Below are 15,809 nucleotides of genomic sequence, written 5' to 3'. Positions count from 1 at the left end.
GCGACGGGCTGTTTTGGCTACTCACCCGGGAACATCGTGGCTGGAAAGTAGCAGCTTCCGGTCTCATTTGCATGACGCTTCTTGCGTCGCAAAAGTTCGTCGAGCGTGAGGCGCCCGTCGAGAACATAGAAGAAATCGAGGCCCTCCATCGTTAGGAACGGCGTACTCTCCTTATACGCTTCTCGGGCTCCGCTAGTGAATCCATTTACGCCGATAAAGATTCCAAGCGAATTTTTCCCCTTCCGCCTCACCTTCTCATTGAAGCTGTAGAGGTGGTGGGGCTGGATTGCCTCCTGCCACCACTTGGCCTCAACGATGTAGTCGTCCGTGTCGAAAGTGAGCGAGCCGTCGATTTGCTCGTAATCCAGGCTGTATGACAGGCGAGGTTCCATGTCGAACAGCCTGAAGACGTCATTCAGGAACGGCTCGAAAAGCCTGCCGGCCTTCTGACGATTATCCATACGCTCCAGTTCGAGGAAGCGTTCTTTAAGGGCGGCGAGCTTAGCTTCAAAGCCATGCTGGGCCTCTACCACGGCACGATACGTGAGAAGATCGTCATCGAACTTCGACTGTTGCTCGTGGGCAACGCGCTGGCGTTCCATCAGCCCCCTGAGATAGTCGACTGCTTCCTTTGCCTCGGCGATCAGGGATTCGGCGTTCTCATGCCGTTTCAGTGCAGGGAAGCTCGTCAGATGAGAGACCTCCGCCATCATCCGAATCGAAAGGTCGCGGTATTGGTGCTCATTTGCCATCAACCGGTCCACGAACTCATCTGCGGTCGCCCACTTGTAGCCGCTGAAGTCCATGTGGGCCAGCAGTGAAGGATGGTCTGTGGCCCACAAGCGGATGAATCGTTCGAGGTCGCGCTTGTACCAGAAGATCGACTTAAGAGCGCCGGCCAGAGCTCCGTAGGCGGCTGGGCTGATCGGCTGCGGAGGGGGTGTCACGGCGGAGTTCCTTGTCGGGTCGACTACTTGGCGCGTTGAAATCGCGTTGGGATTTCTAAGTTCTAGCGCAAGAGTGCAGGGTTACGTATCCAAGTCCACATATGTCATTGAAGATGGACGGATTCTTGCGTAGCGCGCTCAATATTCAATGGCAACCGGTCATTTTCGTTCATTTCATGGCATCGGCTTCGTATTTCCAATGTGACGCGTAAGCATGGATTCGACGGACTCGCCTGATGGGATGGGTTGGTTTGAAAAAGGGAAGGCCTCAAGGGTGCACTCGATCTCTCCGGCAGCGGTCTCGATAAGTCCGGCGATTTGATGGGGAAAAACAGTGGTTGAGAACGCTCAGGCGGGGCCATTTCCGCGCCCTGCCTCTTTGGAAATGCAGCGCAAGTGGGTGGAAGCGGGCCTGAACACCCCAGGGGTGAACGTTCCGCGTGAGGCACTGTTCAATTTCGCCCCCTTCTTGGTCGATCCGGAGTCCATGCTGACCGAGCAAGGTCAGGTCGGGATGCGGATGTGGCGGCCAGATGCCCTGCGGCGGCTCCACACCGATGCAGGGGACATGCTGATCGCGGTGGTGCGGATGCACGGCGCTGGGGGAAGTGTCTGGGAACACAACGAGCGGATTAGCTCGTTGTGGCACTCGCCCGCCAATCCGGCTCCGGCGCGGGAGGACGAGAGCTCGCTGTCCGCAGTGCATCCCTACGTCCAGCAGGTGGCTGGCGGCTCGACTCAGGAGTTTGCGGCCGTGGAGAGCGTGGCCGAGAACCGCGAGTCACTGGTCGCGAATCTGGAGAAGGCTGCGTCGGGGCTGCGTGAACGGGAAGGCCACCGTGCCTACGATCTCAGGCAGGACCTGATCCTTAACGGGCAATTGGAGCCGGGCCTCTACGTTGCGCAGCACATCCTCATCAAGGAAGCACCGTTACAGGCTCGGGACGGACGTCCGCTGCATCCGGCCGAGCACTGGCAGTGGATGGCGGTCCGGGGCAACAACCGGACGCAGCGGCGCCACGATATTTTCCGGCTCTCGTCCGCCGATGTGGTCGCGGGTGTCCCGGTCAAGAAGATCGGAGGGAGCGGGGAAGACGTCGTCTTTGATCCGAACGAATGGCTCACGCGGCTCTCCGACCTACTGAACGAGGAGTACGCATCGCATTCCATGGCCACGAGCCCTGCCGATCCTGACGACGACTCCCGTGCCATGCAGGCTGCCAGGCTTGCGGTAGTGGAGTCCCACCTGGTCGTGGGCACCTCGGCACCGCGCAGGCTCTATCGCATCGCACAGATGAGCAATCGGCGTGACCACGTTCATATGCCGCTGGAGTTCACCAAGAACGACCGAGGACGGGCGCTCGGTCGCAGCGTGCTCGGTATGTACGTGGCGGAGGGAGTACTCGACGAAAGGATCGCGGAGGTTCTGTCAGGAGGCGTGCCTATTGCGGGGTTGCCAGGGCTGCCGGCGGATGCGACGGTGTCGGAGCTGCGGGACATCCGTTCGATGATGCTTCTCCGGGAGCTGTTTCCGGTGGAGCGGCGCAAACGGTTGCTGATCCGACGAGCACTCAGCGAGGCGCCGCCGTCCCAACTGAGTGCTCCGGAGGCCAACCAGAGGGCGCGGGTCTGGTCGGCCATGACCTCGGAGAGCTTTCCAAGCCCGTGGAACCCGCGGATCGCGGAGGTTTTCCAGCTGGGCGATGTCCGAGACGGTCTCAATCCCTCGGACCGGCGGTTGCCGGAGCTGCTTGCCCAGGCGGACACTGATGACGAGGCATTCGAGGAACTCATCTCCTTCCGGGCGGCACATTGGCTCGCGGCCTTCGACATTATCGACGCGGACCGGGGATCGCTGACCGGGCAGAAGACTGACGACGACGGAACCAAGGCGGACCGCGTCCGGCGGACGGTCAAGAACAACCTGATGGCCATGCGGAACAACCGCCACAAGGCGGTGGGTGCCCTGCGGGAGCTGGCAGCCGCGATGGACGAGGGGGACCGTCGCCCGCGGAAGGTCTCGGCGACTGGCGAACCCCTGCTGGAACCGATGAACCGGGCGTGGTTCAACCGGGAGTTCCCCAAAGAGGCGGGAGCTCGTGGGCGGGGGGTGCCGAAACCACGGGTCAACTCCGCTGCGCCGCGGCCAACCGCGCAGTCCGCTCGGCTGGTGGTCGGCAACGGTGCCATGGCGGTGTCCGGCGAGGAGCGGCCGGCACCTGAAACAAAGAGCGGTCCTGTTCGGTCGCCCGAAATCGCGCTGACCCATCCGGCGCCGGATGAGGTTCAGCCTCCGAGTCTCGAAAGTGTCCCTGCCACCGACCCGGCGCCCGATTTGGCAGTGAACCTGGAACAGCAGGTGGGGGTGCTTGTCCACGACGTCGGGAGATGTCAGGAGCTTGCCGCGTCTCTGGCCGTGCAGGCGAAGCCGGGAGGTCGCTCACTGACTCGGGACCAGGCAGACAGCATCGCACTGGGCTTGATGGCGGCTGAGGTGGAGATCCGCCGGTTGCGGGCGAAGCTGGATGGACTTGCCGAGCCGCTCGCAGGTCCGTGAGACGCTACTGGGTTCGTTCGGGCCGTGCCTGCAGCTACGGCCGAGAGGCAGCTTCTTCCTCGGAGGGGGCGAGTCCGAGGGCGTGAAGGAGGTGGTCGCGCTCGTTGTTGAAGGGCCATCGCCGCCCATTCCCCGGCGGCGTACGAGGCGTCGTCACCTCTGTCGAGTTGTTGGACGAGGGCCTCCGGGGGACCTCATGATGCCGCCGAGTGATCGCGACGCCAGAAGGTGGGGAGCCACCAGCAGAGCACCGAGCGGTCGTTGGGCCACGGGGCTCGGTCCTCGGCTTCCCAGTTCTCGAAGGAGTCGCGTGTCAGGTCGATGGGTCGCCAGGCGGGGTCGAGCGGCTCGTCCGCGGCCGGCGGGCGGACGTACTGCCGGCCATGTTGGTCGCAGGCGCCGAAGTCCTGGTAGTTCCGCTGGGCCTCGATCAGGGAGACCTTGTTCGTTCCGCCGTCCATGGTCGGCCAGCGGAACTGGACCCCGTCGTCCTCCCAGAAGCAGACGGGGCAGATCTCGTAGGAGCCGGGCATGTCGTCGAGCACGCGGTACCCGCAGCAGGGACAGGGGTAGGAGTCGCTCACCTGCGCAGTCTCGTTGCAGGTCCCGCCGGTGTGCCATGGATTTCTCTGCCTCGGCGTACCCAGCCAGTCCGCAGTCAGTCCGCGGGACACCCGTAAACGGCCGTCGGGTGCCAACGCCTGCCAACGAGGAAATCCCAGGTCAGGGCCCTGCGCGGGGCTCCGCCGCAGGTCAGGATCGGGCGTCAAGCATTCCGCTTCAACGTGTAGGCGCAACACGACGTCGCCTTGGTTGAATGCGCAGGTCAGGAGGGGTCCGACTCATCAGAGTCGGGCCCCTGGCTCGTTCCCGTGCTGGGATGGTGCTGGGATTTCTGACGGGTTGCCACTCATTCGACATCGCTTCACACGGCCGCCAGTGGTACGTTATTCGGTACCACTTAGTAGAGGGGGTCAATCCATGTCGATAACTGCGAGCGAAGCCCGCAAGGCTCTCTTTCCGCTGATCAAGAAGGTCAACGACGATCACGAGGCCATCGAGATCGTCTCCAAGCATGGCAACGCCGTACTTGTCTCGGCAGAGGACTACGCGGCGCTACGTGAGGGCTCGTACCTGCTGCGCTCGCCTGCGAACGCCCGGCGCCTGCTCAAGGCATACGAGAATGCTCTGGGCAATATCAATGTCTCGGAGCGTGAGCTGATTGATCCCGATGCGGCGGATCCTGCTGAGGGTGCTGCGTGAGGCTTGCCTTCGAGGATCAGGGCTGGGAGGACTACACGTCCTGGCTCAAGAACGACCGCAAGATGCTCGCTCGGATCAACAAGCTCATCGAGGACGTCAAGCGTGACCCCTTCACGGGGATCGGCAAGCCCGAGCCGCTCAAATACCACCTGCCCGGGGCATGGTCGAGGCGGATCGACGACGAGCACCGTCTCGTCTACCTGGTCACGGACAAGGAGATCGTGATCCTCGCCGCTCGCTACCACTACTGACCGAGGCGGGGTGCCGGGGGTTCGTCGCCCGTGGTCATCGCTGGTCGGCTCTCCCGCCTGCCAATTCCTGCTGGGGCGACGGGGCCAGCCGCCATCAGGCTTTGGGTTGAAGCATCGCGAACCGGACGGGTTCTTCGAGAGTCAGGCGAGCACCAGCCTCGTCCACGGTGCGTGCGGCAAGCGTCGCCTCGGCGAGTCTGGGGGGCAGCGCGTCGGCGAACTTCAGGCCGCGTACAGCGTGCCCGTCGATCTCGGGCAAGCTCAGGCCTTCGTCTGCCTGGGCCATGGCATTTGCCCAGTCCTCGCGAGTGAGGTCGTCCCGTAGCCGGATCCAGTGGGCGTGAGCGCGCCTGTGGGGTGACACGACGGGCAGTAGGGTGGCGGCGAGCGTGGCGTTGGCGCGATGGCCGGCCCAGGTCCACCAGCGGACGTCCCCGTCAGGGCGACGGGTGATGACCGTGCCTCCGGGATGCACGGTGTCCACGTGCGCGTCCCGGGCCTCCGCGAGCCGGGTTTGGGCCCGCTGGGTCAGGCGGACGGGCGGGTCCTCGCCGAGCAGGACGTCGCGTGCGGCCCTGGTGAGGTCGAAGGACAGGACTCGTTCGGCGCCGAAGCCGTTCCACCGGGCGCGTCCGCCCTCGTCGATCGGGGTGACGAAGCAACGCCTGCGGCTCCAGTCGATGTGGGTGACCAGCCAGCTGCGGCCCGCCAGCAGCAGCCTGCGCGGGCCCTGGACCTCTTCCGTGAGCAGGTCGGGATCGGTACGGCCGATCTCCGTACGGCCGTTCATGACAGTGAACTCCGGCGGCGCGGTGAAGACGGCCGTCAGGTTCATGAAATGGCGATGCCCGTAGCGATGCTCGGCCTCCGGTCCGATGAACAGCAGGCCGCCGTCCTGATCCAGATAGCCCTGTTCGACGAGGTGGCGGACAACGGGGGCCGCGCCAGGACCGAAGGGACCGACGTCCCCCCACCATTCCTGCCACAGGTTCTCGCCGACCCGGTGTTCCTGCAGACACAGGGCCAGAAGTTGCTGGGCGACCAGATGCCGGGGCTCGGGAGGGGCGCTGACGGGTTCTACCCAGCCTCGGGACCATTGCAGCAGGAGCGCGGCCGCAGCCAGCAGCCCGTCGTCGTCGAGGGCGAGGAAGAGGCAGTTACGGGTACTGCCGGTCCGGCGGCCGGTCCGGCCCAGCCGCTGGAGGAAGGAGGCGACCGTTCGTGGCGAGTCCAGCTGGATGACCCGGTCCAGGTCGCCGACGTCGATGCCGAGTTCCAGGGTGCTGGTCGAGATGATCACACAGTCGCGGGCCTCGGCGAACGCCGTCTCGGCCCGCCGCCGCTCGTCCACGGAGAGCGAGGCGTGGGACAGGAAGGTCGTGACGCCGCGCAGGCGCAGTTGCTCGCCCAACTCCTCCACGGTGCGGCGGCTTTCACAGAAGACCAGGCGCTTCTCGCCGCGGTGCAAGGCGGAGATGACGAGCGCGGCGTTGGCCACGGATCCGACGTAGTCGAGCTCGATATCGGCAGTCGTCGAGGGGAGATCCGCCTTGTCCGGCGCGCCGGGCAGCGCGGACTGGGGCTTTACGCCGGGGGCGACGACTCGGCCGGGGCGCCGTCCCTGTCCGGAGCCCTGGAGCCAGCCGAGCAGTTCGACGGGGTTGCCGATGGTTGCCGACAGCCCGATCCGCTGCAGGGGGCGGTCGGCGACACGACTCAGGCGTTCAAGGACCGCCAGCAGGTGCCAGCCCCGGTCGTCGCCCGCGAAGGCGTGGACCTCGTCGACCACGACCGAGTGCAGCCCGCTGTAGAAGGAGCGGTGGTCGACATGGGTGCTGACCAGCATGGACTCCAGGGACTCAGGAGTGGTGAGAAGGATGTCGGGGCGCTGCACGAGCAGCTTGCGCCGGCGGGACGTGGCGATGTCCCCGTGCCAGAGGCCGACGGTGCGGCCCAGCCAGCCGGCGTAGGCCTCAAGGCGGGGTTGGAGGTTGTTGAGGAGGGCCTTGAGCGGGCACACGTACAGCACACTGGTGCCCTTCCAGCCACGCCGGTTCATGCGGCTCAGCAGGGGGAAGACGGCCGCCTCCGTCTTGCCGCCCGCGGTCGGGGCCACCAGCACGGCGTCCTCACCGCCGAGGAGCGGGGCGACCGCTTCCTCCTGGAGAGGGCGAAGGGAGTGCCAGCCGAGGGTGTTGACGATGTGGTGTCCGACGACGGGGTCGAGGAGGTCGAAGGCGTCGGGCGGCGCGGGCCACTCGCCCGCGGCTTCGGACGTCCGGTGCGTCACGACAGGTCCAGGGGGATGTCCGCGGCGCTCTTCGCGGAACCGGCGCTCCCCGCGGACGCGTCGCGGGCCGCGGCGTTGCGTTCGGTGGCGCTCAGTTCGGCCGTGTGCAGGGTGAGGGCGTAGTGCCTGCGCGGATCGAAGTCCTCGAACTCGTCGACGCGGTCCAAGACATCGGCGACCAGCTTGCGCAGATACAGGCGCGGCGCGATGCCGACCTTGCCGCCGAGCGCCCCGGTGACGGCACGGGCCAGCTCGTCGAGGTAGGCGTCGTCCGCGCGCATGGCGAGCCGCTCGGGGTGGCGGGCGTCGGCCGCGTAGATGTCGCGCACCTTGCGCCCCAGTACGCCGAGAGAGGCGAGGTCGAAGCCCGGCAGGCGCAGCTGCACGGCCCGCGGGGAGTCGAAGCGCGGGTCGGTGGTGAAGTCCGTGGCGAGGCGCTGGGCGAGGGGCGCCAGACGCTGTACGCCCTGCTGGCCGTCGTAGAAGGCGGGGGTGCCGGTGATGACGAGGAACAGTCCGGGGAAGCGTCCCGTGTCGATCTCGTCGAGGAGCTGGCGAAGGGCGTTCAGGGACTTCTCCCGGACGTCGCCGCGTACGCGCTGCAGGGTCTCCACCTCGTCGAGGACGAGCAGGAGTCCGGGGTGCCCGCAGTCCCGGAGCACGGTGAGCAGCCCCTGGAGGAAGCCGAGGGCGCCGAAATGGTCGAGGTCGCCCCGGATACCGGCGGCTCGCTTTGCCGCGGCGGCCACCGACTTCTGCCCGCCCAGCCAGGCGATCAGGGCTTCGGCGAGAGTGTCGTCGCCCGCTGCCACGGCCCGACGGTAGCCGCGCAGGGCCGCGGAGAAGGCGGGGGTGGTGCGGGCGACGGCGGCCAGCCGCTGTTCGAGAAGTACGTCGACGGCGGCCGCCAGTGCCTCCTCGTCGTCGTCCGCCAGCTCGCCTCCGGCCAGCGCCTCCTCCTCCAGGGCGTAGAACCAGGAGTCGACGACGGCACGCAGTGCGGACGGCTGGTGGGTGGCGGTGCTCAGCTGTTCGGTCAGCCTGCGGTAGACGGTCTCCAGCCGGTGCAGCGGGGTCTCGGTCTCGGAGATCTGCACCTCGCTGACGGCGAGCCCGCGCCGTTTCGCCCGTTCGGCGAGCCAGCGGGCGAAGAACGTCTTGCCGGAGCCGTACTCGCCGCGCAGGGCATGGAAGGCCGCCCCACCGCGGGCGACGGTGGCCAGGTCGTCGTCCAGGGCACCCTCGAAACGCTGCAGACCTACGGCGAACAGGCCGAGCCCCGCCTGCGGGACGGTGCCGCGGCGCAGCGCGTCGACGACGTCGCGGCGGCGCGCGGCGCTGATGTCGAGGGCCGGGCGGGTCATGCGGGGCCTTCCGTGGACGGGAACTGCTGCTTGAGGAGGGCGCGGTCGAGCTGCACGGTGCGGCCCGACTCGACCAGCTGGAGCACGGGGTAGCCGTCGATGTTGAGCAGCCGCTCCAGCATCGTGGCGAAGCGCGCGGGGTTGCGCTGCGACGTGCCGGTGGCGGCCTGGGCGGCAGCGGCGACCGCTCCGGGTGACAGTTTCCCGCCCGCCGCGTCCAGGGCGTCGAGCGCCGCGGCGACAGCCTTGGCCTTGGGCGCACCGCGGACGAAGTCGAGCTGCGTCCTGTACGGGGCACTCTGCACGGTTCGCCACCCGAGCGAGAGCGGGGCTGCGCCTGCCGTCTCCTGCTTCTGCGGTTCGGCGGGAACGCGAGCGACCTGTACCGCGGTCTCTTCGGGCACGGGACGGACTTCGGCCGGTTCGGACGCCTTCCACCACGTGGGCTCGGTCGACTCGGGCGGCAGCAGCGCCCAACCCGACGGCACCGCCCCCTCGGACGGCACCAGAGTGATCACGGGAACGGTGACCTCGGCGAGCGAGGCGCCGCCGTGATAGCCGGCCTGGCGCGCGGTGTACCGCAGGTCGTCACGCCAGGCGGCGATGATCCGCTTGCCGTCGGTCAGCACACGTGGACCGGCAAGGGCGACCTCGCCGTCGCCCGGGTCGCCGGTGCGCCAGCGGGCGCCGCGCACCCCGGTGACCTCGGCGGGCAGGTGGCCGCGTTCGGTGCGGTCGATGACGTGTCCGTGGTCGGAGACGAGCACGACCGGACGTCCGTAGTCGCGGGCGGCGTTGAGGAGGTCGGGCAGTTTCCCGATGTCGGCCAGGCCCCAGCGGCCGCTGGTTCCCTCCCGGCCGTCGGCCAGGGCGTCGTCGATGGTGTTGACGACGACCGCGACGACATCGTCGGAGGCGAGGGTCTGCACGAGTTCGGGGGCGAGCCGGTGACCGGGCGGGCCTTCGTATCCACCCTTGTGGAAGAGGTGCGCCCCGCGGTGGCGCTTGCGCCAGAAGGCGGTGAAGCCGGTGCGCTCGGCGGCCTGGCCGCCCTCGGAGGGCCGTCCGCACAGCAGCGACGCGCGGCTGACGCGGGTGACCGACGGCAGCATGGACACCGCTGCCTGGCGGCGTGGCTGGGCGCCCTTCGCGGCGACGGGCACGATCTCGGTCCACGCCCTGCCGTCCAGTTCCCCGGCGATCCGGACGGCGACATCCGCGCTCATCCCGTCGAGGACGAGGATCAGGGGACGGCCGCCGCCCTGGGCGAGCGGTGCCGCCGCCTTGGCGAGGACGTCCTCGATGAGCAGCGCACCGCCGTTGGCCTGCTGGCGGGCGGTGTCGGACCAGGAGGCGAGCAGGTCCGCGAAGCGGGCGTCGAGTGCGGCGCGCCGCTCCCGTGCCGCTCCTATCAGCTGCCGGTAGGCCTCGCCGACGGACGCGTCGCGCCAGACGTCTCCTTCCGCGAGGACGCCGATGGCGAGGTCGGCCCAGCCCGACGAGGACAGGTGTTCCTGGACGGCCTGGCCGACGGTCGCGAAAGGTGCGGGCTCGGCGGCGAGCCAGCGCATCAGGCGTACGGCGGTGCGGGCGGTCTCGGTGGACTCGGCGTGCAGCGCGGCGAGTTGGTGTGCGCCCAGGTCGCGCAGCGCGGACTCGGCGACCGCGGGTGCGCCGTCGCCGCGGCTGCCGAGGCAGGCGGCCAGGGTCCGCAGCCGCCCCAGATAGCCGGACGGGAGCAGCCGGTCGCCGCGGACCAGGTCGGTGAGGCGGGCGTCGGCGGCGAGCCGGTCGGCGCGTTCGAGGACGGCCAGCACCCGGGAGCGGACCGGCCCGGATGCGGCGGTGCCTTCCGCCTGTGCGATCCAGCGGGTGAGGACGCCGGTGGCGGCGTCGGCGAAGGGGCGCAGCGTGTCGAAGGAGGCGAGGGCCGGGCCGAACAGGGTGCCCAGGGCGAAGCCCGCGGCCTCCGCGGTCTGCGAGCCGAGGGCGGCCGAGGCGAGCACACCGAGCGGCAGCGCGTCACTGCCCCGGCCCTCGGCGGCGAGCGTGAGCAGCGTGGGGGCGGCGGGCCCCACAGCGCGGGTCAGCCACTTCGCCAGGCCGTCCCGTTCGTCCTTCGGGAGGGCCTCGTAGAGGGAGGGCCCGGCCGGGGTGCGGGTCCAGGCGAACAGGGTGTCGGCGTCCAGGTCCAGAGTGTCGGACGCGGGGTCGCCGAGCCCGAGGCGGGCACCGAGCAGGGCCCGTACGGCCCGGTCACGGGTGAGGACGGCACCGACCCGGGGCCAGCCGTCGAGCGGCTCGGCCTGTAGCAGCGCGTCGAGCAGCCAGTGCTCGCCCAGCATCCGCGGGTCCAGGTCGGTCGCGCCGAAGAGCTGCACGACGATCTCGGCGCGGTCGACGGGCAGCGGATGCTTGGACACGGCGTGCGCCCGCAGGTCCAGGCCGAGCTGGTCGGGGGCGACGGTGCCGGTGACGACGAGCACGCGGTCGTCCTGCGGTGTGCCGCCCGCGAGGTGGCGGTGCCAGGCGTCGGCCACGCCGAGCGGGGAGTGCTGGTCGCTGACGACGACGCGACGGCGCTCACCGCCGACCGTGACGGTGAACTCGCTGTCCTTCTCCGCGGGGTCCCAGACCGCGTCGACCAGGACGAGCCGGCGGCCGGGCGCCTTCTTCAGCTCGGTCTGCAGGAGTACCTCGATGGCGCGCCGGCCGGCGACGGGCCGGGTGACCGTCACCGGCGCTCACCGTCCGGCTCGGCACGCCAGGAGATCTCCACCGGGGTGTCCGGGTGCAGCGCGCGGAACGCCTCGATCTCCTCGCGTACGGCGATGAGGTCGGCGTCGAGCGCGGCGGGACCGCCGGCGATGACCCGGCGGGCCGCCCGCCGCGGGCCGGAACCGCCGGTGCCGGGCTCGGGGTCGAAGGACAGCGGGTCCTGCTCGCCCTTGGGTACCCGCGAGGGATCCGAGGGGACCGGCGGGGCGCCGTGCTCGGACAACGTGATCTGCCCCGCATCCGTCACCGGGCCCGGTGCGGCGGGTTCGTCGGCGACGGCGGGCCGCTCCAGCCGCAGGGCGGCGTCCATCAGCGCGAGTCCGGTGTCCCGGACCTCGCCGAGCACGGGGACCAGGGACCGCTCCCGCTCGGGGGCGCGCGCCGCCTCGCCGATCCGGTCGATCAGCCGCTGGGCGCGGTCGCCGACGCTGTCGTCGCGGCCGGTGAGCCCGCGCACGCTGCCCAGCAGCCGCCAGTTGGTGCCGTCCAGGGCCGTGAATACGTCGGAGGCGCTGGACATGGCGTGGGAGAGGTCCCGGGCGGGGGTCTCGTACGAGACGGAGGCCAGCTCGCACACCAGGCCGGTGGCGTCTTCGGTGTGGCGCACGAGGCGGGCCAGCAGGGCGGCGGCCTCACGCAGGACCGCGGCGCGTGGAGCGCTGCCGTCCCCGTCGAGCCCGAGAAGCGCGGCGTGCCGCTTGAGCACAGTGCGTACCTTGCCGACGTTCTCCTCGTAGTCGGCCGCCTTGGCCAGGACGTCGGCGGCGAGCCGGTTGACGTTGCGCGCGTACAGGCCGGGCTTGGCGGTGACGCCGAACAGCCGTCCGGCGCGGTCCCGGGCGGTGGCGTACTCCTCCTCGGTGGGCAGCTGCTGGGAGCGCAGCTTCCAGCCGAGCCCGATCTCGGAGAGCGGGGGAGGCGTGGTCTCGGTGCCGGAGTACAGCACCCAGGAGCGGTCGTCGAGCAGGGCGTAAGAGGCGATGAGCAGGCTGGAGACGTGCTTGTCGAGGCCTCCCAGGCCGAGCCCGCCCTGGGTGACGTCGTCGCTGATCCAATTGCGGATGTCCTCCACCAGCAGTTCGCCGTGTTCGCCGTGGAGGGAGGCGGCCCGGTTGATCTGGGTGCGCAGCTGGTCGCCGCCTACGACGAGCGGGCCGTCATGGACCGTCCCCAGCTCCAAGGGCTCCACGATGCGCTTGACGGTGCGCAACTCCTTCGGGTCGACCTCGGTCCGGCCGCCCTCGTCCATGGCCGCGGTGAGCCACTTCAGCGCCGTGGTCAGGTCGCCCATGGTCACGGCCCTGGGCGTGGTACCCGACCCCGGACCGAAGTCGGGGTGCTTGTCGTAGAGGGCGGAGAACATTCCGTCGGCGAGCTGCGTCACCGCCTGGTCGAACGGCTTGCTGCCCTCGGGCTGCGGGCGCGGGAACTCGGGTTGCAGGGACAGCACATGCCGTCCGTCGGGCACTTCGGCGCCCAGCGTGCCCTCCTTGGCCTCGGCGAGCCCGTACACCTCGCGCAGCGACTCGACCAGGGTGCGGGTGAGGTTCTCGCGGCCGTGCTCCAGCTGGCGGCGGGCCTTGGCACGGTCGTCCGGCGGGAAGTTGCGGGTGAAGTCGGACAGCCGGTCGCGCTCCAGCAGGAAGTTGATCCGCATCAGGCGGCCCAGCTGTGCCTTGCGCTGCTCGGAGAAGTGGTCGCACAGCCAGACCAGGACGGGGGCCCCGTGGTTCGACTTCTTCAGGTCGGCGACGCGGCGGTAGGCGTTGTCGGGGGAGCGGCTCTGCTCCTCGTCGAAGGGGCAGTCGAGGATGATCCGCATGTTGCCCTTGGTGGCCGGTTCGAAGGCCTCGTCCGCGACGCTGCGCGGGTCACAGACCGTGCCGAACACGAACTCCACGGTGCGCTCGGAGCCGCGCCACACAAGCTTCTTCTCGTCGACCAGCTGGCCCTGCCGGCCGGTGAGGCCCAGCAGTTCCCACAGCTGCTCGCGCAGCCAGGTGCGGCGCACACCGCCCTTGTCCTCGCCGACGACGGCGTCGAGGATCGGCTCGACGTCCAGGTCGGACAGGTGCAGCGAGAAGACGGGGTCGTCGGTGCCCTCGGAGCGCAGCTCGGTGGGGAACTCGCCCTGCAGGGCCCGCATCCGCCCGACGACCTTGTCCCGCACGGGCACGGCCCGCGAGCGCACCGAGCCGTGGTTGAGGGCGGCGAGCCGGCCGGCGGTGAGGCGGCGCAGCGCGGGCACGTCGGGGGCGATCGCGCCGAGCAGCAGCGTCTTGACGAAGCGCTCGTCGGCGACGAACTCGGGGTGGTCGGCCCGCCCGTACTTGTTCAGCAGGAAGTGCCGGGCCTTCGCGTGGAAGCGGCGGGCGGTCTCCGACTCCTGCTGGAGCTTGGCGGTGAAGGCGGTGGTGTTGTTGTCGACCAGGACGTCCCACAGGTCACCGAGCGGGATCAGCCGGCCGATCTCGGCGTCGGCGTTCTTCTCCAGGAGCTGCTGGACCAGCTTGAGACCGGTGCGCTCGCGCTGGAGCGCCCCGGACAGGGCCACGAGCACGTTCAGCAGGGCGGGGGAGAGCGGGTAGACCGACCGGAAGTCCTCCCAGTCGGCGCCGGTGGCACCCTCGTCGTCGAGGAGTACGTCCTTGACGAGCTGGCCCGCCTTGTCGACCCCGGCGAACGCGGCGTCAAGCGCCCGCTCCTGCCCGCGGAGCGGCTTGAGCACCCGCTCCTTGATGATCTCCGGGAGGTTGCGGTCCTCCAGGTCGATGACGGTGACGCGCTCCTTCAGGTACTCCAAAGCCGACTGGAGGTTCTCCACGTCCGAGCCGAGGATGTCGGAGCCGACGAGCTGGGACAGGTCGCGCTGACGGGAGATGAACGACACGATCGGCACCGGCCGGTCCGGGTTGCTGGACTCGATCAGCTTGACGAGCTTCTGGATCTCGTCGTTGATGAAGGTCCGGTCGGACATCCTGGCCTGCAGCCACAGCACCAGCTCGTCCAGGAACAGCACCACGCCGTCGTAGTCGAGCGACCGGGCGTGCTTGCTGATCTCGCTGAGCCCGTCGTCCAGGGACACATAGGCGGCGGCGTCACCGCTGACCGTGTCCGCGTACGACTTCATGGGCCCACTGAACAGGGCGGTCAGCAGCTGGTCGCGCTGCGGATCCCCGGCCGGTGCGTTGAAGGCGGCGTCGAGGCCCGCGCCGGTCCAGCCGAGGGCGGGGGCGGCGCCGATGGGCTTCAGCTCGCCGTCCTCGTCGTCCGCGTCGTCGTCTTCTCCGGTTTCTTCGTTCTGCGGGGCCACGGGCGCGGGCAGCAGCCGGATGAACGCCTCGTCGCCGATGTTCGCGCGCAGCGCGCGTGCGTCGGCGAGCAGCGAGTCGGCCCGGTACACGAGAGGTGTGTGGGCCTCGGGCCGCTCCTTGCGTACGGCCTTCACATAGCCGCCGAGCAGGGCGGACTCCAGGCTCGCGGCGCCCACCAGGTGGTACGGCACCATCAGGAACCTCTTGCCGGGCAGCCAGTCCTCGTGCTCGGCGATCACCTCACGCAGCCGGGCCTTGTCCTCGACAGCCGGGTCGCCGTTGAGCACGGCGTGCAGCACGGTCAGGAAGTGGCTCTTACCGGCACCGAACGAACCATGCAGGTACGCGGCGTGCGAGGCGTTCTTCCGCAGGGCGCTGCCGACCAGCTTCAGGGCCTTGCGGAACTCCTCCTGAAGCTGCGCCGTGACGACGTAGTCGTCGATCGACCCGGCTGCCTCGCCGGTGAACCCCTCGGACAGGGCGACCTTGAAGTCACCGGAGTGGAGATCCTCCTTGATGTCGAGGACATCCCTCAGCACGGTCCCGCTGCCCTTGGCCATCAGCCGCTTCCGCTCCCCACCGCATCGTCGCGCCCGGCTGCCGCGGCCGGGCTCTGTACCACGTCTGTCTATCCTGCCAGGGGTGGGGAGGCTGGTGGGACGGCCGGGAAGATCGGCGTCAGGTCGAGGTGCCGTCCGGGCTGTCTACGGGCAGTCGAGGGGAAGCACCGCCCACACCGTCTTGCCCGGAGCGCCTGTGCGGGGCGTCACACCCCAGGTCTCGGCGAGCGTGTCGACGATCAGTAGACCGCGGCCCGTCTCGGCGTCGTCGACGGCGGCCGTGGGTGCGGGGTGGCGTTCGCCTCGGGTGTCGGTGACCTCGATCCGCAGTCGGCCGTCGGCCCGGACCAGGCGCAGGAGAGCGTCGCGGCCGGGTACGGCGCCGTGGGTGAGTACCGGTAGGCCACTGGCGAGGTTTCCGCTGCGCGGACCCTTCTCCAGTGGCCCCCGGCCCGAACCCGCCGTGCACCCTTTCGGTGCAGCGG

At 69.3% G+C, this 15,809-nt stretch carries 10 protein-coding genes; 3 read left to right on the top strand and 7 right to left on the bottom strand.

All coding sequences use genetic code 11. The features are described 5' to 3' along the window. Positions 1–17: 17 nt before the first annotated feature. Positions 18–947 (bottom strand): restriction endonuclease, encoded by a 930-nt coding sequence (locus ABZ656_RS24730; protein ID WP_360270505.1) that lies wholly within the window; start codon positions 945–947, stop codon positions 18–20. 334 nt (positions 948–1,281) lie between these two features. Here ABZ656_RS24730 and ABZ656_RS24725 point away from each other — a divergent pair, with 334 nt between their 5' ends. Further along, a complete protein-coding gene (locus ABZ656_RS24725) occupies positions 1,282–3,504 on the top strand; it encodes a hypothetical protein (protein WP_360270503.1) in 2,223 nt (740 codons plus the stop codon). A gap of 194 nt (positions 3,505–3,698) precedes the next feature. Here ABZ656_RS24725 and ABZ656_RS24720 read toward each other — a convergent pair whose 3' ends face one another. Further along, entirely contained in the window at positions 3,699–4,088 is a 390-nt protein-coding gene (locus tag ABZ656_RS24720) for a CPCC family cysteine-rich protein (RefSeq protein ID WP_360270502.1), read from the bottom strand. 397 nt (positions 4,089–4,485) lie between these two features. On the opposite strand from ABZ656_RS24720, the gene ABZ656_RS24715 reads away from it, so the two are divergent. Then, positions 4,486–4,767 carry a type II toxin-antitoxin system prevent-host-death family antitoxin gene (locus ABZ656_RS24715; RefSeq protein ID WP_066983759.1) on the top strand — a complete coding sequence of 94 codons (282 nt, stop codon included), beginning with the start codon at positions 4,486–4,488 and terminating at the stop codon, positions 4,765–4,767. Continuing rightward, positions 4,764–5,018, top strand: coding sequence for a Txe/YoeB family addiction module toxin (locus tag ABZ656_RS24710; RefSeq protein WP_199940473.1), 255 nt, complete (start codon positions 4,764–4,766; stop codon positions 5,016–5,018). The genes ABZ656_RS24715 and ABZ656_RS24710 overlap by 4 nt, the downstream gene beginning before the upstream one ends. A 94-nt stretch (positions 5,019–5,112) precedes the next feature. On the opposite strand, the gene ABZ656_RS24705 is transcribed toward ABZ656_RS24710, so the two are convergent. From ABZ656_RS24705 to ABZ656_RS24685, 5 genes are all read right to left on the bottom strand, one after another. Further along, a complete protein-coding gene (locus ABZ656_RS24705; protein ID WP_360270500.1) occupies positions 5,113–7,308 on the bottom strand; it encodes a DEAD/DEAH box helicase in 2,196 nt (731 codons plus the stop codon). Next, positions 7,305–8,672: a BREX system ATP-binding protein BrxD gene (gene brxD / locus ABZ656_RS24700; protein WP_358574865.1), complete on the bottom strand. Its 1,368-nt coding sequence runs from the start codon at positions 8,670–8,672 to the stop codon at positions 7,305–7,307. Before brxD ends, ABZ656_RS24705 begins: the two co-directional genes overlap by 4 nt. Next, on the bottom strand, positions 8,669–11,410 hold the full coding sequence (gene pglZ / locus ABZ656_RS24695; RefSeq protein WP_358574867.1) for a BREX-2 system phosphatase PglZ: 2,742 nt from the start codon (positions 11,408–11,410) through the stop codon (positions 8,669–8,671). The genes brxD and pglZ overlap by 4 nt, the downstream gene beginning before the upstream one ends. Then, the gene (locus ABZ656_RS24690) at positions 11,407–15,324 is read right to left on the bottom strand and encodes a hypothetical protein (RefSeq protein WP_360270497.1); all 3,918 of its coding nucleotides are present in this window, start codon (positions 15,322–15,324) and stop codon (positions 11,407–11,409) included. Before ABZ656_RS24690 ends, pglZ begins: the two co-directional genes overlap by 4 nt. A gap of 144 nt (positions 15,325–15,468) precedes the next feature. Continuing rightward, a partial coding sequence (locus ABZ656_RS24685) for an ATP-binding protein (RefSeq protein ID WP_360270495.1) occupies positions 15,469–15,809 on the bottom strand: 341 nt, incomplete at its 5' end.

The organism is Streptomyces sp. NPDC007095 (assembly GCF_040634475.1).
Classification (GTDB): Bacteria; Actinomycetota; Actinomycetes; order Streptomycetales; family Streptomycetaceae; genus Streptomyces.
The sequence above is the reverse complement of the archived record's forward strand: the minus strand, read 5'-3'. Positions and strand labels throughout refer to the sequence as shown.

Excerpts from the sequence above, each read along its gene's own strand:
- ABZ656_RS24715 (WP_066983759.1), top strand. The coding sequence starts at position 4,486 with ATGTCGATAACTGCGAGCGAAGCCCGCAAGGCTCTCTTTCCGCTGATC.
- brxD (WP_358574865.1), bottom strand. The coding sequence starts at position 8,672 with ATGACCCGCCCGGCCCTCGACATCAGCGCCGCGCGCCGCCGCGACGTC.
- ABZ656_RS24690 (WP_360270497.1), bottom strand. The coding sequence starts at position 15,324 with ATGGCCAAGGGCAGCGGGACCGTGCTGAGGGATGTCCTCGACATCAAG.